This is a genomic window from Lachnoclostridium sp. An14 (genome assembly GCF_002160755.1).
Lineage (GTDB): Bacteria > Bacillota > Clostridia > Lachnospirales > Lachnospiraceae > Lachnoclostridium_A.
On the sequence record NZ_NFLE01000011.1, the window covers coordinates 80779 to 102131 of the forward strand.

General features: G+C 53.5%; 20 protein-coding genes and 2 pseudogenes. 8 read left to right on the forward strand and 14 right to left on the reverse strand.

Annotated features, from left to right (window positions below; all coding sequences use genetic code 11):
- Positions 1-9: 9 nt before the first annotated feature.
- The 13 genes and pseudogenes from B5E84_RS08305 to mobQ (B5E84_RS08360) form a co-directional block, all read right to left on the reverse strand.
- Complete coding sequence (locus tag B5E84_RS08305; protein ID WP_442911395.1) at positions 10-2406, reverse strand: VirB4-like conjugal transfer ATPase, CD1110 family; 2397 nt, start codon at positions 2404-2406, stop codon at positions 10-12.
- Positions 2303-2788, reverse strand: a complete 486-nt coding sequence (locus B5E84_RS08310) for a PrgI family protein (RefSeq protein ID WP_242963327.1) — start codon at positions 2786-2788, stop codon at positions 2303-2305. The genes B5E84_RS08305 and B5E84_RS08310 overlap by 104 nt, the downstream gene beginning before the upstream one ends.
- Positions 2789-2797: 9 nt before the next feature.
- Positions 2798-3382, reverse strand: a complete 585-nt coding sequence (locus tag B5E84_RS08315; RefSeq protein WP_087221665.1) for an MT-A70 family methyltransferase — start codon at positions 3380-3382, stop codon at positions 2798-2800.
- A 13-nt stretch (positions 3383-3395) separates the two neighbouring features.
- On the reverse strand, positions 3396-4268 hold the full coding sequence (locus tag B5E84_RS08320; RefSeq protein ID WP_087221667.1) for a VirB6/TrbL-like conjugal transfer protein, CD1112 family: 873 nt from the start codon (positions 4266-4268) through the stop codon (positions 3396-3398).
- A 17-nt stretch (positions 4269-4285) separates the two neighbouring features.
- On the reverse strand, positions 4286-4501 hold the full coding sequence (locus B5E84_RS08325) for a Maff2 family mobile element protein (RefSeq protein ID WP_002592981.1): 216 nt from the start codon (positions 4499-4501) through the stop codon (positions 4286-4288).
- An 89-nt stretch (positions 4502-4590) separates the two neighbouring features.
- Positions 4591-5424: pseudogene (locus B5E84_RS08330) on the reverse strand (VirD4-like conjugal transfer protein, CD1115 family); the annotation flags it as partial.
- Between the two features lie 87 nt (positions 5425-5511).
- Complete coding sequence (locus B5E84_RS08335) at positions 5512-5877, reverse strand: hypothetical protein (RefSeq protein WP_087221669.1); 366 nt, start codon at positions 5875-5877, stop codon at positions 5512-5514.
- Positions 5878-5955: 78 nt separating this feature from the next.
- Positions 5956-6147, reverse strand: coding sequence for a transposon-encoded TnpW family protein (locus B5E84_RS08340; RefSeq protein ID WP_087221673.1), 192 nt, complete (start codon positions 6145-6147; stop codon positions 5956-5958).
- Between the two features lie 44 nt (positions 6148-6191).
- Positions 6192-7055, reverse strand: coding sequence for an ATP-binding protein (locus B5E84_RS08345; RefSeq protein WP_087221675.1), 864 nt, complete (start codon positions 7053-7055; stop codon positions 6192-6194).
- Positions 7052-7801: a phage replisome organizer N-terminal domain-containing protein gene (locus B5E84_RS08350; protein ID WP_087221677.1), complete on the reverse strand. Its 750-nt coding sequence runs from the start codon at positions 7799-7801 to the stop codon at positions 7052-7054. The genes B5E84_RS08345 and B5E84_RS08350 overlap by 4 nt, the downstream gene beginning before the upstream one ends.
- 113 nt (positions 7802-7914) lie before the next feature.
- The gene (locus tag B5E84_RS08355) at positions 7915-8313 is read right to left on the reverse strand and encodes a cysteine-rich VLP domain-containing protein (RefSeq protein ID WP_087221679.1); all 399 of its coding nucleotides are present in this window, start codon (positions 8311-8313) and stop codon (positions 7915-7917) included.
- Positions 8294-8470, reverse strand: a complete 177-nt coding sequence (locus tag B5E84_RS20825; RefSeq protein WP_164706778.1) for a hypothetical protein — start codon at positions 8468-8470, stop codon at positions 8294-8296. Before B5E84_RS20825 ends, B5E84_RS08355 begins: the two co-directional genes overlap by 20 nt.
- Before the next feature lie 98 nt (positions 8471-8568).
- On the reverse strand, positions 8569-10014 hold the full coding sequence (gene mobQ / locus B5E84_RS08360; protein WP_087221681.1) for a MobQ family relaxase: 1446 nt from the start codon (positions 10012-10014) through the stop codon (positions 8569-8571).
- 333 nt (positions 10015-10347) lie between these two features.
- Between mobQ (B5E84_RS08360) and B5E84_RS08365 the strand changes: the two genes are divergently transcribed.
- The 8 genes and pseudogenes from B5E84_RS08365 to B5E84_RS08400 all read left to right on the forward strand — a co-directional run bounded on the left by B5E84_RS08365 (position 10348) and on the right by B5E84_RS08400 (position 20197).
- Complete coding sequence (locus B5E84_RS08365) at positions 10348-11319, forward strand: tyrosine-type recombinase/integrase (protein WP_087221683.1); 972 nt, start codon at positions 10348-10350, stop codon at positions 11317-11319.
- Positions 11316-12302, forward strand: a complete 987-nt coding sequence (locus B5E84_RS08370) for a tyrosine-type recombinase/integrase (protein WP_087221685.1) — start codon at positions 11316-11318, stop codon at positions 12300-12302. Before B5E84_RS08365 ends, B5E84_RS08370 begins: the two co-directional genes overlap by 4 nt.
- Complete coding sequence (locus tag B5E84_RS08375) at positions 12292-13320, forward strand: tyrosine-type recombinase/integrase (RefSeq protein WP_087221687.1); 1029 nt, start codon at positions 12292-12294, stop codon at positions 13318-13320. The genes B5E84_RS08370 and B5E84_RS08375 overlap by 11 nt, the downstream gene beginning before the upstream one ends.
- A 340-nt stretch (positions 13321-13660) precedes the next feature.
- Positions 13661-15169, forward strand: coding sequence for a MobQ family relaxase (mobQ, locus tag B5E84_RS08380; RefSeq protein WP_005930696.1), 1509 nt, complete (start codon positions 13661-13663; stop codon positions 15167-15169).
- A 15-nt stretch (positions 15170-15184) separates the two neighbouring features.
- Complete coding sequence (locus B5E84_RS08385) at positions 15185-17086, forward strand: AAA family ATPase (RefSeq protein WP_035393622.1); 1902 nt, start codon at positions 15185-15187, stop codon at positions 17084-17086.
- A gap of 86 nt (positions 17087-17172) precedes the next feature.
- A pseudogene (locus B5E84_RS08390) lies at positions 17173-17844 on the forward strand (type IV secretory system conjugative DNA transfer family protein); the annotation flags it as partial.
- A gap of 92 nt (positions 17845-17936) precedes the next feature.
- Positions 17937-19817 (forward strand): recombinase family protein, encoded by a 1881-nt coding sequence (locus B5E84_RS08395; protein ID WP_087221691.1) that lies wholly within the window; start codon positions 17937-17939, stop codon positions 19815-19817.
- Positions 19818-19843: 26 nt separating this feature from the next.
- Positions 19844-20197 (forward strand): TnpV protein, encoded by a 354-nt coding sequence (locus tag B5E84_RS08400; RefSeq protein WP_087221693.1) that lies wholly within the window; start codon positions 19844-19846, stop codon positions 20195-20197.
- Positions 20198-20234: 37 nt separating this feature from the next.
- Here the strand turns inward: B5E84_RS08400 and B5E84_RS08405 are convergent, their stop codons facing one another.
- Positions 20235-21203 carry an AraC family transcriptional regulator gene (locus B5E84_RS08405; RefSeq protein ID WP_087221695.1) on the reverse strand — a complete coding sequence of 323 codons (969 nt, stop codon included), beginning with the start codon at positions 21201-21203 and terminating at the stop codon, positions 20235-20237.
- Positions 21204-21353 lie beyond the last annotated feature (150 nt).

A 21353-nucleotide genomic window follows, 5' to 3' on the forward strand; every position in this document is an offset into this window, starting at 1 on the left:
GCCACCCCCTTATGCCGCCAGGTCGGAGGGTTTCGTGGTCATTACCCGGTAAAGCTGCGTATTGCGCGGGAATTTGTCCTCAAAGGGAATAATCTTATCCCCAAAGAACAGAAGCCCTTCGCCCTCGCCGCTGTTGGTCACATGGTTTAGCTCCTGGGGGGAAATGCCAAGCCGCTGGGCCAGGATATTCCGGTCGCTGGCACCCTGGTTCAGCATCAGCACAAAATCGCTGTTTTCCAGGATGTTTTCGATCTCGGAACTGTCCAAAAGGTCTTTGACATTCTGTGTTAGGGATGTGGGGATGCCATTCCACTTGCGGAACCGCTTATAAATCTCGGCGGTGTAGGCTGCTGTCTGCGGCTCCTTTAAGAGCAGATGAAATTCATCCAGGAAAATCCGGGTGGTGATACCGGCGTAGCGGTTGACCGCTGTGCGCTGCCAGATATGTTTCTGCACGTTGGACATGACCAGCTTTTTTAAGCCCTGGCCCAACTTGCTGATGTTGTAGCAGACCATGCGGTTATTCAAATCCACGTTTGTCCTGTGGTTTAGATAGGACAGGCTGCCGGTAACGTAAATCTCCATTGCAGTTGCCAGATCATCCGCCCGCGAATTATGCTGCTCCCGCAGGCATTGGTATAAATCTCCCAGGATTGGCATATTCTCCGGCCTGGGGTTCTTCAGGTAATCCCGGTAAACCAGGCTGATACAGCGGTCAATCAGGGACTTTTCAATGGGCATGAGCGGATTGCCGTAGGAGGCCATCATCAGTTCGCACTGTGAAAGCAGGAAATCCGCCTGCATGAGCATGGGGGATTCGCCCACATCAGTGGATAAGTCCAGATCCATAGGATTCAAATAACTTTGGCTATCCGGAGCCAGGTAAATGGTCTGACCGTGAAGCTGTTCCGTCAGGGCGGTATATTCATTTTCCGGATCTAATATCAGGATGTGGTCGGGTGTGGCAAAAAAGGCATTGGCCATCTCGCGTTTCGCAAAAAAGGACTTGCCGCTGCCCGGTGTGCCCAGCACGATCCCGTTGGGGCATTTGAGAGTTTTCCGGTCTGCCAGGATGATGTGTTTGGTCTGTGCATTTACGCCATAATATAGGCCACCCGGCTGGAATACCTCACAGGAACGGAACGGCAGAAAGATTGCCGTTCCGCTGGTGGTAAGGCCACGTTGGACTTCCACCTGGTTCACGCCCAGGGGCAGGGCCGACACAAAGCCCTGTTCCTGCTGATAGTCCAGCCGGATCAGGTTGCAGTTGTTGGCGTTGGCAATGCCGTTCACCGAATAGATGATATTTTCCAGCTTCTGTTTGGTGGGCGCGGTATGCACCAGAAGGATGGTGACCATGAACATCTTTTCATCATGGTTCTGCAAATCCTCCAATAGCTTTTCCGCTTCCTTCCCGAAGGTTACAAGGTCAGGGGGAAGAATGTCCATGTCAAAGCCGGAGCGCACTGCCCGTTTCTGCTCGTCGATTTTGGCCTTATCCAAGTCACTCAACTTCCGTTTGACGGTCTTGAGCGCGGCCCCCTGATCGAGCGCCTTTGCGTGGATACTGACGATCTGGCTGCTCTCTATATTAAGAAGTGCGTTCAGCAGCGTGTCATACAGTTTGGTGGCCTGGATCTGCAAAAAGGAAACCGCGCCGACCGACGGGCCAACGCGGAAGTACCGGCCCTCCTTAAATAAGAAGGAGCTGGGAGCAATGTAGTCCTTACTGGAAAGGCCGGTTCCCACCAGCGAATCCCAGTTGAATTTGAATTTTTGCGGTTCATCCAGGTGTAGGCAGTGATGCAGCAACAAGAGCCGCTCATAGCCGTCCATCCCGTGTGCCTGGGTGCCAATGCCTTTGAACCTCTCCAGCACATCGGCTTCGATCTGCTCTAAGCGGGAAGTGGCCTGATTCACATCCTCGGCCTCCACCGTGAAGGTCAGACAAAGGCTGCGTTCCGTCTTGCACAGGCTGGCTTTGGAGAGCAGCATATCGGAAAACTCCTTGCGGATGGGGTCAAAGCTGTCGCCGGTGGGCAGAATCCGCAGGATTTTCCGGTATTCCACCATATCCGGATAATAGCAGACCACCGATAGCTGAAAGCCCACTGTGGGGCCGAAGTAGTTGACCAGGCGGCAGTACAATTCAAAAATTACCGCCTTATCATCGTCGGACGCTTCCGCATAGCTGCGATCCTCAAACGCAATGCTTTTGCTGTAAAGGCGGTTCCCCAGGCGGCACACCCCATTCTCATACATTTCCTCATAGGGAATGGTCTGTTGGGCGGTGGCGGCAATCTTACCGTCGCGTTTTGCCCGCTTGATGGCCTTTGCCAGTTGCTTTTTCTGCGCGGCATTCAGCGGTGTGTCCGGCCGGATGATCAACTCGTCGCCCCAGCCCACGGCCCGTTTCGGCTCCCGTCTTTTCAGTATTGGAAACAAGCTGTTTCACCTCCTCGTCAAAATAGGCTTGCCGCTCCAGAGCGGCAAATCGGTTCTCTGTCCGGTAGGGACGCGCTTGCTGCGTCAGGAACCGGACACGAAAATAATTTCTAAGCATCTTTTCCGGTGTCTGCCCGTTCTTTTCGTAAAGGGCGAAGAAGAAAAAGGGCAGAGCCGTAACAATCAGAAGAATCAAGGCAATATCGTTGCCCAGGCTTTTCCGGGTCAGAAAGTAAGTAGGAACAGCCACCAGTGCAGCCAGTGCAAAAAAGATAAGCTGTCGCTGGGTCAGACCAAACACGACCTTGCTCTTGACCTCGGTCAAGTCCTTTGTAATGTTCACATGGGCCAATCAACTCACCTCCCGTAAGTTCTCTCGTGGCGGCCACCCCTGAATGGAGGCAGCCGCTTCGTTGCCCCACACATCCCATCCCGGCGCACGGCTGCGGGCAAAAAGCTCAATCCGGGGCACATCACCCATCAGCCGGACAATGCGGCTGCGGGCTTCCTCCGGTTTCTTGCTGTGTTCCTCGATATGGGACAAAATCACCTGATGTACCCCGGCATTAGCACGCTTTGGGTGCCCTCTGGTAGCCAGCAGGCAGATTTCCGCATTGGCCCGTGTCCAGTAGCCCATGCCCGTAAACAGGGTGGACGCTTTCCGGTTTAGCTTCACCCAAACAAAGGCGACGGATTTATAGGTAAATCCCCAGGCATCCAATACCGGCCACGCTTCTTTTAACAGCGGGAACGTCACCCAAAGAAACAGGGTGCAATCCTTTGCTGCCAGCAGATGAACCGGCAGCGCCTTTATATCCTCCAGTGACATAGTGGAATAATGGCTTTCCGCAGAGCGGCCCGTGCCCTTTTTGCTCCACACCCGATAATGCCAGGGTGGATCGGCATAGATTACAGAATATTTTCCAGGTTCACTCACTCGTCCACCTCCTTTAATGGGCGTTTAGAATACTTTTTGCTACGCTGCCTGACTTAAACAGGCTGAAACAGAGCAGGACGGTGTAGGCAACACAAGTCCAGATGGCTCCGTGAAGGTCGCCGCCGGATATGGACAGGCTTTTGACCAAAATCGCATATATTCCGGTAATGACCATGATTAAGAAGCCTTGCAGCCCCAGGGCAACCAGGCCCCGGATGTAGTTGGTGCCGATATTTCCCCACTCATGGTTGGCAAGGGTGGCAAAGGGCAGCGGCCCCACGCTTGCATAGATGTATATTTCAATCATTCTGCCGTAGAGGATGATCGTGATGAGTGCGCCCATCACCGTCATGGCGAAGCTGACCACCCAGGTTTCCAACATCAGGGCAAAGAGTTCGCCAAGCCCCTTTGCTTCCAGTTCAGTGGTAATGGAAGCCAGTGCCGACGAAATATCAATGCTGGCGTTTGCGTCAATGACCCCGGCACTTTGCTGCACCATTGTCTGTGCCACCTCGAAGATGGCGATGATAAAGTCGAATGTATGGCTGACGACGTAGGCCGCAATCCCGGCTTTGATAATCCACTTAAAGAAGATGAAGGTATCAAAATCGTGCATATTGTTCCGATCTATGACCATGCGGATCAGTTCATAAGACAGGACTGCGGCAATCACAAGGCCCGCGATGGGGACGATTACAGACTCGGACAGGCTGTGAATCATGGAGAAGACGCCGGAGTTCCATTGCTCCGGCGTCTTTCCAACTTCCCCTGCGATAGTAGCGACCTTTGTATTTACATCACCAAACATATTCGACAGGTTTCCCGTGATGGCTTCAATCAGGAAATCCTTAATCCATTCTGTTATTGCGTCGATGATAAAATCCATAGGCCGTTACCCATACATTAACCGAGCAGACCAGACAGCAGGGGAACCACCTTCAGGCCCAGCAGAATGACACCACCTCCGGCCATAAGTTGCTTGACCCCTTGTGATTTGGAGGCTGGATTATCTCCCCCATATCCTTCCATGAGGTTGATAACGCCCCACACGCCGACACCGGCACCGATGGCAGTCACGACAGTAGACAGAGAAGAAACAGCAGTAGTAAAGAATTCCATAGGAACCTCCTTGTAATGTAAAAAATAGATTGGTAGAAACAAAAAAGCCCACACCGTTTGAAAGAGTTCGCTGCAAACGGTGTGGGCGGTTAAGCCGCAGAAATCGAGTCGGCTTCTCCCAGGTCATAGACCTCAAATTCATCTTCCGGCTTTACCTTCAGCCGGTGGGCTAAGTACCCCTTCACATCCAGGGTGTACTTCGGGTTGGCATCGGCGGTGTACCGATACATCGGGTGGCGGGTCAGGTCATACTTGCGGGAATAGAACGGCCGGACGCCCTGTACCTGCAAAATGCAGCGGCTGGAGGGCATAACTGCCAGTTCATCCACGCTTTTTAATTCCTTTCCCAATTTTTGATAGTTTAGGCCATAGCTGCGGGAAGTGCCCCGCGTGTCGCTGGTGTTATAGGTGTCGATAGTTTCCTTTCCAAGCATAGTGGCCACCATCTTTAGGCTGCTTTCCTCTTTTCCGCCAAGAAACAGCAGTGATGAGCAGCAGCCCGCAATGGTTTCTGCGTTGTCCCGGTACATCCCTTTAAGCTGGCTGTATGTCTGGAGGACGATATGTGCCGAGATATTCCGGGAGCGGATAACGCTGACCAAATGCTCCCAATTCGGGATCTTCTGGTTGGCAAACTCGTCAAACAGGCAGGTCACATGAACAGGCAGCCGCCCGTGATAGACGGTCAGCGCACGGTTGCATAGGACGTTGAACATCTGAGAGTACATCATCGCTGAGATGAAATTGAACGTGGGGTCGCTGTCGGACACCACCGCAAACAGGGCGATTTTTTCCTCCCCTAGCTTTTCCAGTTCCAATTCATCGTACTCCATCATTTCCCGCACTGCCTGAATGTCAAATGGAGCCAGCCTTGCGCCGCAGGAAATTAAGATCGACTTTAGAGTTTTGCCCGAAACGAGTTGTCAAGGACTTTTTAATCAAATTCACAAAAAAGCCACAAAAAAAGTGCCAGGAAGCACTTTCATGCTCCTGACACTCAGGCAGGCGGGTCACTTGCGGCCACTTAATAGCTCATCGCAAAGGTACGCATATTCCGGCAACTGGTCGATATAGGGTTTCCATCGCCGCTTAATCTCGGCCAGTTCCAGCGGGTCGGCGTCCTCAAAGTCATGGTCGTTTCCGGTCATTCCGAAAACATCCAGTGCTATATCATTCAAGCACTCATAACAAAGACCGGCAGCGGACTCTATCCAGTTGCCGGTGTCGATATAGACCGGGTCGATAGATATTGCCAGCCACACATAGCCGACCTTGTCCGACCAAACCAAATCATAAGCGGTCATCTGCTGGATATGTTTCTCAAACACTTTGCGGACGCGCTCAATCTCATTTTTCTCTTTTTCTGTGTACAGCATTTTCATGTCCTCCTTGGCTAAAAGTTTTGGTGTGTACCATCATCAGTTTAACACAAGGCGGCTGGCTTTATCAGCCGGTCACATCTGCTGTATCTCGTTTTTAAGCATACGCTTGATTTTGTCGCTCATGGTTTCGGTGCTGGTGTCGCTGAAATGGACGCGCACCTTGTAGGTGGTCTTGCCGATTTTCTTTACCAGCGCGGGGGCGTCCTCCGGCGCTCTGGCCGGAGTGGTGTCTGCGGTCTGCATGGTACGGGTTTCTTCGTTCATGGCGCTCCTTTCTCCGGGCGGGGCTGCGCCGTCCGGCAAAACAATCAGTCGCTCTTACGGTTCACAATGTCTTTCGCCGCCTGCTTGGTGGCCCCGGCGTTTTCCTCTCGGAAGTTTTTCCCGGCAAAGAGGATCGGGGCGCACCGTTCCAGGATACGGTCATAGATACGGGCGTGGGCCAGGTCGGGCGGGTTCTTGAGTTCGGCCAGTTTCAGGTTGGTGGTGATTATCATGGGCCTGCGGCTGCGGTAGCGGCTGTCAATGACGAAAAACATCTGCTCCATCGCATACTCGGTACTGCGCTCCACACCCAAATCGTCAATGATGAGCAGGTCGTACTCGTCAAAGCTGGCGATAAAGTCGGCCCTGTCCTCGGAGAACATCCCCGTCAGGCGGTTCAGGATGGTGGGAAAGTTCGTCATCAGCACCGGCACATCCCGGTCAAGCAGGGCGTTGGCGATACAACCGGCGAAAAAGGACTTGCCGGTTCCCACATCCCCAAACAGCAGCAGGCCGGTGTTGTTCTTGTAAGCCTCCTTCCAGTTCTCCACATAGGCGCGGGCCTTGTCCATCAGAGGATTTTGGCCGTTGTCGTTGGCAAAGGTGTAGTCGTACAGATAGCGGTCTTGCAGGCCCTGGGCCTTCCGGCGCTTGATGCGCTCCATGCGGCGCTGCCGTTCCTCGGCGGCCTTGCGCTGTTCCTCGGCCTCCCGCTGGCACTGGCAGATACAGCGAGGCATGAAGCAGCCCGGTTTCCCAAAGCATGGCACAACGGTCTGCCTCTGGCCGCCGCACTTTTTACAGTGAATGAGGCCGTCTGCCGGGTCTATGTACTCGTCCCCGGCCAGCTCCACACCGGCGGCTGCCTTGTCGATCAGCGCCCGGATTTCTGCGGTAATCTCCATCATACGGTTTCATCCTCCTTTACGCTGTAATCCCGGTTGCGGGTGGGCGGGGCTGCTTTCTTCGCGTCCTCACCGGCCCAGCGCCGGATGGTGGCGGCGTGGCTCTGATACCGCTTGCCGGTAGAGGCCATGTACTCGGACAGCTTTTCGATGTATTGGCCCCATACGGTGGGAAAGCTGGCCTGCAAGTCTGCCAGTTCCTCGTCCGTCAGGAAAACATTCTGGTAACGGCCATAGGCGCGGGCGGTGCGCCCCGGTTCGGGGCGTCCCTTCTCTATCTCTCTCTTTATCTCTATCTCTTTCTCTAACTCTATCTCTATCTCTGGTGGACGAATGTCGGACAAATGTCCGCCGTTTGTCCGGGGCGCGGAAAGAGCCTTGTTTTGGAGCCTCGCCGCCCGCTTTCGCTCGGCCTCGGTGGAGGACTGGCCGATCAGCAGTTCGATATTGCTCATGTAGAAGGTGCCGCTGTCCAGCACTTCCACAAGGCCCAGCTTCAGGAAGATTTGCAAGGCCCTCTCCACAGTACCGATCTGCTGGCGGGTGATGGTGGCGATCATCTGCGCCGTGTAGGGGATATTCTCGTCAAGCTGGAGCCGCCCGCCGTGTTTCAGGGATTTCAGATACAGCTTGAGCAGGATGTTGGAGTACAGAACACCGTCCTGCATACTTTCCAGCAACACGATGGAGTCATCGTCAAAATAGTTCTCTTTGAGTTTCAGGTAGTAATATTTTCGATTGTCTGACATGGGTTCCTCCTTGGGGTTCGTTTTGGGCTTCTGTACGCATTTAGAGGGCTGTTTTGGGGGCCAAAGGATAAATCTATCAGGCCCCCGCCGACACCCTCGAAAAAGTCCTTGATTTACAAGGGGTTTTCGGCCCCTAAAGCGTGACACTTAGCCCTCTGTTTGCGCTTGCGCTGGGCGGCCTTGATACGCTTCATGCGTCCGGCACATTCCGGGCAGTATTTGGCCCGGTTGGAGCCGGGGGTGAACAGCGCCCCGCAGACGGCGCACCGCTTGGCGTCCAGGCGGTGGAACAGGGCCGTTTCCAGTTCCCTGTCCAGCGGCAGCACCGCCGCCCGGAACCACCGGCACAGTAGGGAGTAGGAAATGGACTGGACGCAGACACATTCCTCCCCATCGTCCAGCGCGATACAGTTGCCGCCGTCATAGTTGCAGCACTCATGTACCAGCCGCCGCGCTCTGCGGTACTGGCGGTAGTCCATGACGGGGATGGGTTCAGGCTTGCTTTTCTTCATGCTGGCACTTCCTGCACCCGCCGCAGTTACCGCATCCCTGGCAGGCATGGGCCTCCGGCTCCGGGCCGGTGGGCGCGTCTGCCGGTTCCGGCTGCAAGAGGGCAAGGGGCAGGCGGATATTCAGGTGGACAGTGACGGGTAAAATAATCTGCTTCATAAGGCAATCTCCTTCCATGAGTGAATGTTGACAATTCTGTGCAAAGGTGTGTCGTGAAACGCGACGCACCGCAAGGGGTCGGCAAAACGCCGTACCCTTTACCGCTCCGGCCCCCGGTCGCGGGGCTTGTCCCGTTCCTGCCGGGCCAGTTGGTCGGCAGCCTTGCGGAGCCGTTCCACGGCTTTCAGTTCCTCCCGCATGGCCTTCATGTCGATGCTGTCCACCTGCTTCTGGGCGGTCAGCAGGTCGATCTCGCGCCGCCATTCCTTCGGAGAAAGTTCCTCGCCGCTGGCTTTCAGTTCTTTCAGATACCGGGCCGCCGCGTCATAGAGGATCAGTTCCCGGCTGTGGCGCTGCTCGAATAGTTCCCGCTTCTCCGGCTTTACCCTGGCAAGCTGCTTGTGGACAGTCTTATACTCGTTGTACTGCGCCCACATCTCCCCGCGCTCGGTGAGGACAGCGATCCGGCGCTCAGCCTTGACGATCTCTCGCCGCAGGTCATAGTAACGGGTGTTCATATCTGCGATTTTTTCATGGAGCTGCTGCATGGATTGGATGCCGTTTGCCTGCAAAAAGCTGAACAGGGCGGCGCTCTCCTGTAAAGCCCGGATTTTGCCGGTGCGGGTGTCGGGCCGCTTGAGCTGCTGCTGGGCCTCCCACAAGTCAATCATGCTGGGCTGCTGGCCCTCCGGCTTCTCTGCCTCGGCCTTAGACCAGTTGTAGAGGCGGGTAATGCGGGCCTTGATTTCTTTCAGCAGCTTATTGTCGGCGGCGATCTGCCGGTTGACTTCCCCCTTGTCGGTGCGGATGCCGCGCTTCTCCATCTGGCTGGCCGCTGGCCCCAGGTGGACAGAGGGGATTTTATCAATGCCCTGGCGCTTGTAGCTGCGGTGGTCTACCAGGGCAGGCTGACCGGCGGCCTCCAATGCCCGGTTGGTATAGGCCGCCCATGCCGCCCGCCAAATCTCCACATTCCCTTTGTCGTTCCAGTCTGTGGTGTCCTCCCGGTGGTTTTTCCAGCCGCCTCTCCCGTCCGGGATGCGCTGGCCGTTCTCGTCCAGGTCGTATGCCTTGCGGCACTTTGCGCCCCATGCGCCGTTTTCTTTCAGGGGCCGGACGGTCAGCATGATATGAACATGGGGGTTGCCGGTTCCCTTGTCATGGATGGCAAAGTCGGCGCACATCCCCTTGTCCACAAAGTTGTCCTTCACATAGGCCCGGACAAGGGCAAGCTGCTGTTCCCTGGACAGTTCGCGGGGCAAAGCCGCTTCAATCTCGCGGGCAAGCTGGCTGTCCCTGGCTTTCTCGATCTGCTCCACACTGTTCCAGAGGGTAGAGCGGTCTGCAAACTCTGGCGGGGCGTGGGCGGGCAGCATGATTTCCGCATGGACAACGCCGCCTTTCCTTGTGTAATCATGGGTCAGGCCGTCCCATTCATTCGTCAGCTTGGTTCCGCTTCGGTAGGCGGCTGCGGCAACAGCGGAACGGCCCTCGCTGCGCTTGATGATACTGACGGGGATATGGCAAAAATCTATGGGTGGCACCTCCTTTCGGCGGGGATATTTCAGGCTCCGTGGAGCCGAACAGACGCGAAGCGGATGTTTGGCTGCGCGGGGCGCACAAGGGGTTTGGGGAGTGTAGCTCCCCATCGCGGACGAAGTACGCAACAGCCCCCGGCAGGGCGCACGACACCGGCAACGGTGTATAAGTGCGCCCTATCCAAGAACTCGGATAGGGCGCATTATCCGAGATATTCAACTATTCGAGGAAATTTTCAAATAGTGGCCATATAATAAGGATTTCAAAGAAATTTCCTCGGATAATCTTTCTCTACATGATACAGTTAAAGCCACCAAAGAAAATAGGAGGCTTTAACCATGATGCAAAAAACAAATGAAAACAAACCAATACCTTGTATGTATCAGGAACTGAATCCAGAGATGGAGGATTTCCTTGCGGCGTATCTTGAAGATGGGCGGCGTAGAGGTTTGCAGGAAAGCACTATCCATCTCCATGACAAGATTGGCCATTACTTTTTATCTGCTGTAACTGAATCAGGCTGTTTGAAGCCACAGGAAATGAATGCCCAAAGTATAGGGGCTGCCTGCCTGAAAATCAGCAGCAGGTGGTATCTCTCCCATATCCGGACTTTCCTCCGGTATGCTTATCATTCCGGATATATTGGCAGAGATTACAGCAATGTAGTCCCTCTATTTAAAAGGCCGCAGCCGTACCCCTCTGTTTACACGGCAGAGGAAATCCTGAAGATTGAAAACGGTGTTGATCAGAATTCTTCGCATGGGAAGCGTGACTACGCTGCCTTGCTCCTTGCGACACGCCTTGGAATCAGGAGCGGCGATATTTCCTCCATGACGTTTGAGGAACTGGACTTTACAGGGAATTTAATCCGGCTTACACAGCACAAAACCGGTATTGCCATTGAACTTCCCATGGTTTCAGATGTAAAAGACGCTTTGAAGAGATATTTACAGGAAGAACGTATCCGCTGTGACAGCCCATATGTGTTTCTGCGCACTGTCCCGCCTTACAACCACATCTCTGTTCAGGCAATCACTAAGATTGTAAGAACTGCCATTGCGGCAGCCGGGATTGACCCTGACGGGCGAAAACAGGGACCTCATGCTTTCCGCTCATCCCTTGCAAGCTCTATGGTCAATGACAGCATCCCTTATGAAGTAGTAAGGAAAACTCTTGGGCATACAGATCAGAACGCCATCCGTTCCTATGCCAGGCTGGATTTAGAACAGCTTCGGGGATATGCCATCCCGGTCATGGAGGCAACGGGCACATTCGCTGCTTTCCTTGAGGGGAGGTATTCCCTGTCATGAAGGAATTTCAGTCTGTTTTCAAAAACGAGTTGGAGGAATACCTGAAAATCAGCCAGGGTACTGTCAATAGGGATACTTTGCGGAATACGCGCAGAGTATTGCTTTCTTTTGATTCATCACTGGCAGAAGAAAACGCAAACGTGATTTCAGAATCGGCAGTTAATCGCTGGATCAGGAAAATCCGCCAGATAAACGCTGCTAAGACAGTCAGTGACAAGGTAAGCTATCTCCGTAAATTTCTGCGGTATCTCCAGTATAAGGGTTACTGTGTTTTTATGCCGGACTGCCCCAAAACAGCAGACAGCTATATCCCATATATCTTTTCAGACGAGGAGATACAGACTCTTCTGGCCAGCGCCGACAGTTGGGCCAACAGGCATACTGACCCGAAAACCCGCCAGACAGACATTGAGTTTTGCATGCTGCTGAGGATGCTCCTTGGGTGCGGGTTCCGGCTGGGCGAGCCCCTCGCCGCCAAAGTAAAAGATATAGATTTTCCCAATGGAACCATCCTGATCCGCCATGCTAAAAATCACAAACAGCGTATCGTCCCAATGGATGTGACCCTGACGCAGATGCTGGAAAGATACTGCATCGCTATGGGTATTAAAACAGAGCCGGAAAGCTACCTGTTTCCGTCATCCAAAAACGAAGGGGCTGCCGTCAGCAAAGGGACCTTTGATCTACGCTTCCGGAACCTTTTGATGGAAACCGGCCTGTATGTGCCTGGGAAGGCCCATTCAAGGGGGCAGTGCCTTCATTGTTTCCGCCATTATTTTGCCATCCATTCTTTTGCTCAGGCAGAAAAGAATGGACGCCCTGTAGATGACTCTGTACCCTTCCTGTCGGTCTATCTCGGCCACCATGACATGGATGAGACAGAAAAATACCTGAAATTCAGCGGCGACATGTTTCCGGAATATATAGAGCTGTTTGAAGATTTTGCTTCCGGCGTATTTACGGAGGTGGCATATGAGAAATAAAAAACTACCCGAATTCACGCTCCTTCTGGAACAGTTTTTCATTGAATATATGCCGCTCTCATCAGGGCTATCCCATAACACTGTCAGATCATACAAGCATTCTTTCCGGCTCCTGTTTCGGTACATCCATCAGGTTAAAAAGAAGGAGACCGGGGAGATACTGTTCCGGGATCTGGATTATGAAACGGTTGATGGATTCTTAAGGTGGATTGAAGTAGAACGGGGATGCTCGGTATCCACAAGGAACCTCCGGCTTTCAGCGCTTGCTTCTTTTGCCGCTTATGCACAAAACAGGAACTTTGAAGTGGCAACTGTGTTTGCCAATGCGGTCAGGATGGTGCCCGTAAAAAAGAAAGCCATTCAGCCGAGGACTACCTTTACCCTTGATGAGGTATCAGCCCTGCTCCGGCTTCCTGACCCTGAAAAACGCTTGGGATTCCGTGATCAGGTTCTTTTAAACCTGATGTATGCCAGTGGGGCAAGGGCGCAGGAAATCTGCGATCTCAAGGTCAGAGACTTCTTCAAAGAAAAGAATCTATATAAAATGACGATTACTGGCAAAGGGAATAAAACCCGCAGGCTTGTGATTGCAAGTCCCTGTGGAATCCTCCTGGAACGGTATCTGGAAGACACAGGACGTGCCGGACAGGCAGACGCCTATATCTTTTCCAGCCAGACCCATCCGCAGATGACGATTTCCTGCATTGAAGAGATTTATAAAAAATATGTTGCCATTGCGAGGGCTGCGAATCCGGGAATGTTTTTGGAGAAACGCTATACCCCACATACCATGCGTCATACAACCGCCACACATATGTTAGAGGCCGGGATTCCGATGATGGCGATCAAGAACTTCCTCGGGCATTCCTCAATCTCCACAACAGAACGGTACGCTGAACTTTCACAGGGGACTGTGAACAGACATATCCGAGATTGGAACGAGAAATGGTTCTCCCACCAGAAGGAAAGTTCCGTAAAACGAGAAAAAGAGAATCCGTTGCCGGATTTTCTAAAATAGCTGTTACATTATCCGAGGAAATTTCTTTGAAAGCCTTTTATATGGGCTCTATTCGAAAATTTCCCCGGATAATTGAAAATCTCGGATAATGCGCCCTATCCAAGAACTCGGATAGGGCGCACTTATACACCCTTACGGGTGCGTGCGCTCTGCCGAGGGCTTGTCGGCACAGAGAGAAAGCCGCTTGCTTCCCTCTCTGACCGACATTGGCGGCTTTGCCGCAACAAGGGGCTGCACCCCTTGCGCCGCTTACGCGGCTATCCCTGCACACCCACAAAAACAGTACACCCGCCGTTGGCGTCTGTACCATTTTTGCGGGTTTTATTATCCTATCCGGGAGGTGATACCCATAGCCATCTACCATTGTAATATCAGCATTGTCAGCCGGGGCAAGGGCAAATCAGCCGTTGCCGCAGCCGCCTACCGAAGCGGCGAAAAGTTGACAAATGAGTGGGACGGAATGACCCACGACTACACCCGCAAAGGCGGTGTTGTCCATACGGAAATCCTACTGCCGCCCAATGCCCCGCCCTCTTTCTCTGACCGTTCAACCTTGTGGAACAGCGTGGAGCTTTACGAGAAAGCCGGGAACGCCCAGCTTGCCAGAGAGATTGACGCGGCGCTTCCCATAGAGTTATCCAGAGAGGAACAGATCCGGCTTGTCCGGGAATACTGTTCCTCTCAATTTGTTTCCAGAGGAATGTGCGTTGATTACGCCATTCACGACACCGGCAAGGGCAATCCCCATTGTCACATCATGCTTACCATGCGCCCCCTTGACGAGCGCGGCGCATGGGCGGCGAAGTCCAAAAAGGAATATGACCTTGATGAAAACGGCGAGCGTATTCGCTTGCCAAGCGGCAAATACAAGGCCCGCAAAGTTGACCTGACCGGCTGGAACGACAAGGGCAACGCGCTTTTATGGCGCAAGGCATGGGCGGATATTTCAAACGCCTACCTTGAACGCGCCGGAAGCCCGGAGCGCATCGACCACCGCAGCAACGCCGAGCGCGGCATTGACGAGCTGCCCACCGTCCACATGGGCGTGGCGGCCTGTCAAATGGAGAAGAAAGGCATAGCCACCGAGAAAGGCGAGCTGAACCGGAATATCCAAAAAGCAAACCGCCTTATCCGGGAAATCCGGGCGCAGATTGGAAAGCTCAAAGAATGGATTGGCGAACTGTTCAAGGCGCGGGAAACCGCCCCGGAGCAGCCCCCGCAATCCCCCGGCCTTGCAAATCTGCTGATGAAGTATTTAAGCGTTCAGAGAGAAAAGAGCCGGAAGTATTCGCAGAGTTGGCAAAGGCAGCACACCGCCGACGAACTGAAAACCGTTGCAAAGGCGGTCAACTATCTTTCCGAGCATGGCATTTCCACCCTTGACGAGCTGGACGCTGCCCTTTCCTCTGTCAGCGACCAAGCCGACGCTATCCGGGAGGGCATGAAAACCGCCGAGAAGCGCATGAAAGAATTGCAAAAGCTGATTGAATACGGGAAGAACTACACCGAGTACAAGCCCATTCACGACGAGCTGAAAAAGCTGAAAAATGGCTGGACGAGCAAGCGCGACAAGTACGAGGAAGCCCACCGCGCCGAGCTTACGCTATGGAACGCAGCGAGCCGCTATCTCCATGCAAATCTGCCGAAAGGGACAAAGACCTTGCCTATCTCTGAATGGGAAAAAGAGTACGCCACTCTCAGCGGGCAGAGAACAGCGGAATATACCAAGCTGAAAGAAACCCGCGCCGAGGTTGCCGAGCTGCACAATATCCGCAAGTGTGTTGACATTGCGCTGAAAGCCGACCAGCCGGAGCAGACCCGCGCCAAGCGGCACGACTTAGAACGATGAAAGGAGTTGAGCTTTTTGTATTACACCCAAGAACAGATAGACCGGGCGAACCAAGCCGACCTTGTTTCTTTCCTGCAATCACAGGGCGAGCAGCTTACCCGCGCCGGGAATGAATACCGCTGGAAACGGCACGACAGCTTGACCGTCCGGGGAAACAAGTGGTACAGGCACAGCCAGAGCAAGGGCGGCGGCCCCGTTGATTTTGTTATGGAGTTTTTCGGCAAGAGCTTCACCGAAGCCGTAGAACTTCTCACAGGAGAAAAGGGAGCCGCACCGCCGCCGGACAGACCTTGCCCCGCGTCCCTATCCGACTTCCGGCTACCACCCCCAAACAGCGACAACCGAACAGCGAGGAACTACCTCACAACAGCCCGCCGCATTGATGAAGATGTGACGGGCTTTTTCTTTGCCCGCGGCGATATTTACGAGGACGCAGCCCACCACAACGCCGTATTTGTGGGGCGGGACGAGGACGGAATACCGCGCTACGCCCACAGCAAAGGAACGGCGGGAAACTTCCGGCTTGATGTGAAAGGCAGCGACAAAGCCTTTAACTTCTGTTACCGGGGCGAGGGCGAAAGATTGTTTGTCTTTGAAGCACCCATTGACCTGATCTCTTTCCTCTGCCTGTTCAAAAAGGAATGGCAGAAGCAAAGCTACCTGTCATTGGGCGGCGTGGGAGAAAAAGCCCTGCTCCGCTTTCTCTCTGACCGTCCGAACATCAAGACCGTTTACCTCTGCCTTGACAGCGATGAAGCCGGGAACGACGCTTGCAGCCGCCTTGTAAAGCTCATGCCGGAGGGCTATACCGTCCACCGGCTTATCCCTCTTTTCAAGGATTGGAACGAGGTATTGCAGCACCGGGCAGAAATCACAGACGGGAAGTATATCCGGGAAGCTGTTTACGGCTTGAAAGAGCCGCCGCAGGAAGAAACCGTCGAGATTATCCGCATGAGCGAGGTTGACACGCAGACCGTTGAATGGCTATGGGAGCCGTATATCCCGTTTGGGAAAGTAACCATTGTGCAAGGCAACCCCGGCGAGGGCAAGACCACCTTTGCCCTACGCCTTGCCGCCGCTTGTACCAACCGCAAGCCGTTCCCCCACATGGCAGCGCATGAGCCATTCAATGTGATTTACCAGACCGCCGAGGACGGTTTGGGCGACACCATCAAGCCCCGCCTTATGGAAGCCGAAGCAGACCTTGACCGTGTTCTTGTCATTGATGAGAGCAAGCAGGGGCTTTCCCTTTCCGACGAGCGCATAGAGAGAGCTATCCGGCAGACCGGGGCGCGGCTGATTATCCTTGACCCCATACAGGCGTACATGGGCGAAAAGACCGACATGAACAGGGCAAACGAGGTGCGCCCCATGTTCCGCCGCCTTGCCGATGTTGCCGAGCGTACCGGGTGCGCCGTTATCCTTATCGGACACTTGAATAAAGCCGCCGGAGGACAGAGCGCATACCGGGGCTTAGGTTCTATTGACTTCCGCGCCGCAGCAAGGAGCGTCCTGCTGATTGGGCGCGTGAAGCGGGAGCCAAATGTGCGCGTTATCGTCCATGACAAATCTTCCCTTGCGCCGGAGGGCAAGCCCGTTGCCTTTTGCCTTGACCCGGAAACGGGCTTTTCGTGGATAGGCGAGTATGACATTACCGCCGACGAGCTGCTATCCGGCGCGGGCGGCAACACGGCCACCAAGACCGAACAGGCGGAACGGCTGATACTTGACCTGCTTGCAGACGGGAAAGAGCTTGCCAGCGAGGAAATTGTAAAGGCCGCAGCCGAAGCCGGAATATCTGAAAGGACGGTGCAGAACGCCAAGCGCAACATGGGCGGTGTTTTGGATGCAAGGCGCGTCGGCGGTCAATGGTACAACTTCATCAAGAAGAAGCAGCCGCCCGAACCCGCAAGCTGAAAACGCAAAGTGCAGACCCTTTGCGCTTTGCACTTTCGCGCTTTCACTTTGATTGTGCGTCAATAACTCAAAATAGCACTTGACAAAACGCTTCATGGGGCAACGAAAAGGATATAGCGCCGTTCATCAACTCCGATTTCTCCCAAAATATCCTATTGACCGATACGGAGCGGTTGACCCTTGGGAAGATTGCCGATCCGGAGAAGCGGAATGTCAACCTCAACGTCCTGGTCATCGGGGGCAGCGGCAGCGGAAAAACCCGCTACCACATCAAGCCCAACTTACTTCAAATGAATGCCTCCTATGTCTGCTCAGATCCGAAAGGAACCGTCGTGGAGGAAGTAGGCCGTGCATTGGTGCAGCAAGGTCATTATAAGCTGAAAATCCTGAATACCATCGACTTTAGCTGCTCGATGCACTATAATCCCTTCCACTATCTCCACAGTGAAACCGACATCCTCTCATTGGTGACGGTTATCATGGAGAACACACAGAGTAAGGAAAGCAAGGGTGGGGACGATTTCTGGAGCAAGGCCGAGGCCCTGTTGTATCAGGCGCTAATCGCCTACATCTACTATGAAGCGCCGGAAGAAGAAAAGAACATGACCACCCTGCTGGATATGCTCAATGCCTGCGAATGCCGGGAGGATGATGAGAACTTTAAGTCTGCGGTGGATCTGCTGTTTGAACAGTTGGAGCAGCGCGACGCAAATCATTTCGCAGTGCGCCAATATAAGAAATTTAAGATGGCTGCTGGAGATGTATGCTCTAAGTGACTTCTTAATCATGGTTTTTTGTCATGGTTAGTGAAGCAGTCACTTAGAGCATTTTCATTTCAGGAGGTACAGCCATGAGAAACGAGAAAATCACCCCTCTGTATGAGCGTTTGAGCCGCGACGATGAGTTACAGGGCGAGAGCAACTCCATAAGCCATCAAAAGCAGATGTTAGAGGAGTTTGCCCGCCGGAATGGGCTGCCGAACCCCACCCACTTCACCGATGACGGCGTATCGGGAACCCGTTTTGACCGCCCTGGCTTTCTGGCGATGATGAAGGAAGTCGAGGCCGGACGGGTGGAGGCCATCGTCATAAAGGACATGAGCCGCCTGGGGCGCGACTATCTGAAAGTCGGTCAGGTCATGGAGATTTTGCGGCAGCGCGGTGTCCGGCTGATTGCCATCAATGACGGTGTAGACAGTCTGAAAGGCGATGATGATTTTACCCCTTTCTGCAACATTATGAACGAGTTTTACGCCCGCGACACCAGCCGGAAAATCCGCTCCGTGTTCAAGTCCAAAGGCATGAGCGGCAAGCACCTGACCGGCACCGTTATCTACGGCTATCTGTGGAACGAAAAGCGGGAACACTGGCTTGTGGACGAAGAAGCCGCCGCTGTGGTACGCCATATTTTCGCGCTTGCGATGGAGGGCTACGGCCCCTATCAGATCGCAACCAAGTTGTCAGAAGAAAAAATCGAAATGCCCGCCGTTCACCTTGCCCGCTATGGCGAAGGAGTAAACAAGAACAAGACCTTTGCGGATATTTATCGTTGGAGTGCCTCTACTGTTGTTGAAATCCTAAAAAAGCGTGAGTATTTAGGTCATACGGTCAATTTTAAGACCCGCAAGCACTTTAAGGACAAGAAAAGCCACTATGTTGACGAAAGCGAATGGACGATTTTCGAGAATACCCATGAGGCCATCATCGACCAGGAAACCTTTGACAATGTGCAGCGTATCCGGGGAAACGCCAGACGCTACCCGGACGGCTTTGGGGAGGCCCATCCCCTGACCGGCCTGATGTACTGCGCCGATTGCGGCGGCAAGATGTATGTTCACCGTACCTACAACGGTAAGCGCGTCCCGCAGTACACTTGCGGCCAGTATGGGAAGTACCCTATCGGCTCCCTTTGCCCCACACAGCACCGTATCAAGGCCGAAGCTGTTCTGACCTTGATTGCCGATATGCTCCGGGCCATCGCGGAGTATTCCAGGAATGACCGGGCCGAGTTTATCCGCACCGTACAGGAAACGCAGGCCGCCCAGCAGACCGCCGACATCTCCAAGAAGCGGAAACGGCTGGCCGCCGCCCAAAAGCGGGCCGGGGAACTGGAACGGCTGATTTGCAAAATCTATGAGGACAACGCCCTGGGCAAGCTGCCGGATGCCCGGTATGAGGCTCTGGACGCACAGTATGCCAAAGAGCAGGACGCCCTCAATGCGGAAATCGCTGAACTGGAAAAGGCCGTTACCGGCTATGAGCAGAGCCGGAAATCTGCGGAGAAGTTTATTGCCCTGATTGATAAGTACGAGAACTTCGACACGCTGACAAACACCATGCTTAACGAGTTTGTAGAGAAAATCCTTGTCCATGAGCGCGCCCGGAAAGGCAGCCAGGACACCACACAGGAGGTTGAAATCTACTTCAATTTTGTGGGCCGGTATATCCCGCCTGCCTTGCAGCCTGTTCCCCTGACCCCGGAGGAACAGGAAGAACTGCGGAAGAAGGAGGAACGCAAGGACAGGCTTCACCAGAACTACTTGCGCCGCAAGGCTAATGGCAAGCAGAAGGAATGGGAAGAACGCTACAACGCCAAGCGCAAGGCGAAAATGGAGGCAGCAAAGGCCGCGATCCGGGCCGAGGATATGGAGAAGGGCATTTTTACCACCGTCAGCCAGTTACCCAGGCAGGAGCCGCGCAAGGCCGCTTTACCGGCCAGCGCCGCAGTTTAACTATCACAGTGTAAAGGAGGACGAACATGAGCAAATTGACTTACACCCGCTGCGGGGATTACTACATCCCCGACCTGAAACTGTCCGAGCAGCCGGAGGCCCCCATCGGCAAGTATGGCCGTATGCGGCAACGCTACCTGAAGGAACACCGGCCCGGCCTTTACAGCAGCTTGATTTTGAGCGAAAAGCTGTACCCGCACCTGTTGGAGATTGACCGGGCGGCGCGGGAGCGCATGGACGCCATGCTGCCCCGCATGATGGAGGCGGCGGGCGTCACCGAGGAACTGAAAGCCCGTGACCCCATGCGCTGGGTGGGGCTGATGAACACGCTGAAAGCACAGGCAGAGGAAGTTATACAATCCGAGTTGATATTTCAATAATAGGGTGAGCGCCAGAGAACAATCCCTGGCGCTCATTTTACTTTCGCTGTGCTGTTTTTCTGTACTCTAACGGCAACAACCCAGTGCTTTTGCGAAACAGTTCCGCAAACCTGCTTGAAGTGGAATATCCTACGGTCTGAGCGACTTGTCCCACCGTCAGCTCTGTATATGCCAGCAGATACTCTGCCTGGCTCATTCGTCGCTGCTGGATGTACTCGGTGATAGTGCAATCGTAGTATTTTTTGAAACAGGTTTTCAGCTTTGTTGTTCCCATACAAGCGATTTGCGTCAATCTTTCCAGTGGAATATCAGAAGCATAATGATCGCTCAAATAAGAGGCAACTGTCTGAACACTCGCTATATCTTGTTGCGAGAGTTTGTGGGCTGTTTTTTCAGGATGTTTCTTTTGGTATTCAACGACCATTGAAACGGCTTCTGCTACTTTGCCTTCATAAAAAAGTTTTGCGGCAATTCCTTCCCCGCGATAGTCTTTGATTTCTGTGAGCAACCGCGACATTTCTGGAAAATCAGAAGTCTGGTCGATTTTCCGAAAAGCGTCAACTGGATTGATTTGCGCCTCCGGGTACAGCTTCTTCAGGTAATCTTCATAATACGCCGGTGCAATCTCAATCCCAATCGAACGGATCGGAATATTCTTGTGGATCAATGCTTTATAGGGTGTGTAGCCTCCAATAAAGGTTTTGATACAACCAGCAGACAATCTGCGGTATGGAGATAGTTCTTCACCGGAAATCGAGTCATAGCGTGTAATGCTCAAACATTCCGGCAAAGAAAATTCCAGCATGAAATCCTCATGGAATGAAAAGTTGTGTATCTTAATGTCATAAAGGTCTTTCTGTCCATAAGTCCAGTAGGTGCCTTCTCCGACTTCGGGAGAAAGTTTCCAGCAGACACCCAATGCCCCATATTGCTGGTCGTCCGGGTCACGGATAAAACCGTGTCCAATCAGCAGAGGTGTATAAAACTGGTCGATAATTTCAGACATGAAAACAGACCGCCTCCTTTTTGCAACGATTGGACGAACTTTTGAAAGGAACGGACGAACATCGCCGGAACCTATTGAATGTTGTTCGACACAAGCGTACTGTATTAGATGACGGTTAGCAGCATCTAACCAAAGAATATCACAAACCAC

What these genes read in the sequence shown, in the direction of transcription:
- B5E84_RS08320 (WP_087221667.1), bottom strand. Translation starts at nt 4,268, where the DNA reads ATGGATTTTATCATCGACGCAATAACAGAATGGATTAAGGATTTCCTG.
- B5E84_RS08325 (WP_002592981.1), bottom strand. Translation starts at nt 4,501, where the DNA reads ATGGAATTCTTTACTACTGCTGTTTCTTCTCTGTCTACTGTCGTGACT.
- B5E84_RS08335 (WP_087221669.1), bottom strand. Translation starts at nt 5,877, where the DNA reads ATGCTGTACACAGAAAAAGAGAAAAATGAGATTGAGCGCGTCCGCAAA.
- B5E84_RS08340 (WP_087221673.1), bottom strand. Translation starts at nt 6,147, where the DNA reads ATGAACGAAGAAACCCGTACCATGCAGACCGCAGACACCACTCCGGCC.
- B5E84_RS08345 (WP_087221675.1), bottom strand. Translation starts at nt 7,055, where the DNA reads ATGATGGAGATTACCGCAGAAATCCGGGCGCTGATCGACAAGGCAGCC.
- B5E84_RS08350 (WP_087221677.1), bottom strand. Translation starts at nt 7,801, where the DNA reads ATGTCAGACAATCGAAAATATTACTACCTGAAACTCAAAGAGAACTAT.
- B5E84_RS08355 (WP_087221679.1), bottom strand. Translation starts at nt 8,313, where the DNA reads ATGAAGAAAAGCAAGCCTGAACCCATCCCCGTCATGGACTACCGCCAG.
- B5E84_RS20825 (WP_164706778.1), bottom strand. Translation starts at nt 8,470, where the DNA reads ATGAAGCAGATTATTTTACCCGTCACTGTCCACCTGAATATCCGCCTG.
- B5E84_RS08365 (WP_087221683.1), top strand. Translation starts at nt 10,348, where the DNA reads ATGATGCAAAAAACAAATGAAAACAAACCAATACCTTGTATGTATCAG.
- B5E84_RS08370 (WP_087221685.1), top strand. Translation starts at nt 11,316, where the DNA reads ATGAAGGAATTTCAGTCTGTTTTCAAAAACGAGTTGGAGGAATACCTG.
- B5E84_RS08375 (WP_087221687.1), top strand. Translation starts at nt 12,292, where the DNA reads ATGAGAAATAAAAAACTACCCGAATTCACGCTCCTTCTGGAACAGTTT.
- B5E84_RS08395 (WP_087221691.1), top strand. Translation starts at nt 17,937, where the DNA reads ATGAGAAACGAGAAAATCACCCCTCTGTATGAGCGTTTGAGCCGCGAC.
- B5E84_RS08400 (WP_087221693.1), top strand. Translation starts at nt 19,844, where the DNA reads ATGAGCAAATTGACTTACACCCGCTGCGGGGATTACTACATCCCCGAC.
- B5E84_RS08405 (WP_087221695.1), bottom strand. Translation starts at nt 21,203, where the DNA reads ATGTCTGAAATTATCGACCAGTTTTATACACCTCTGCTGATTGGACAC.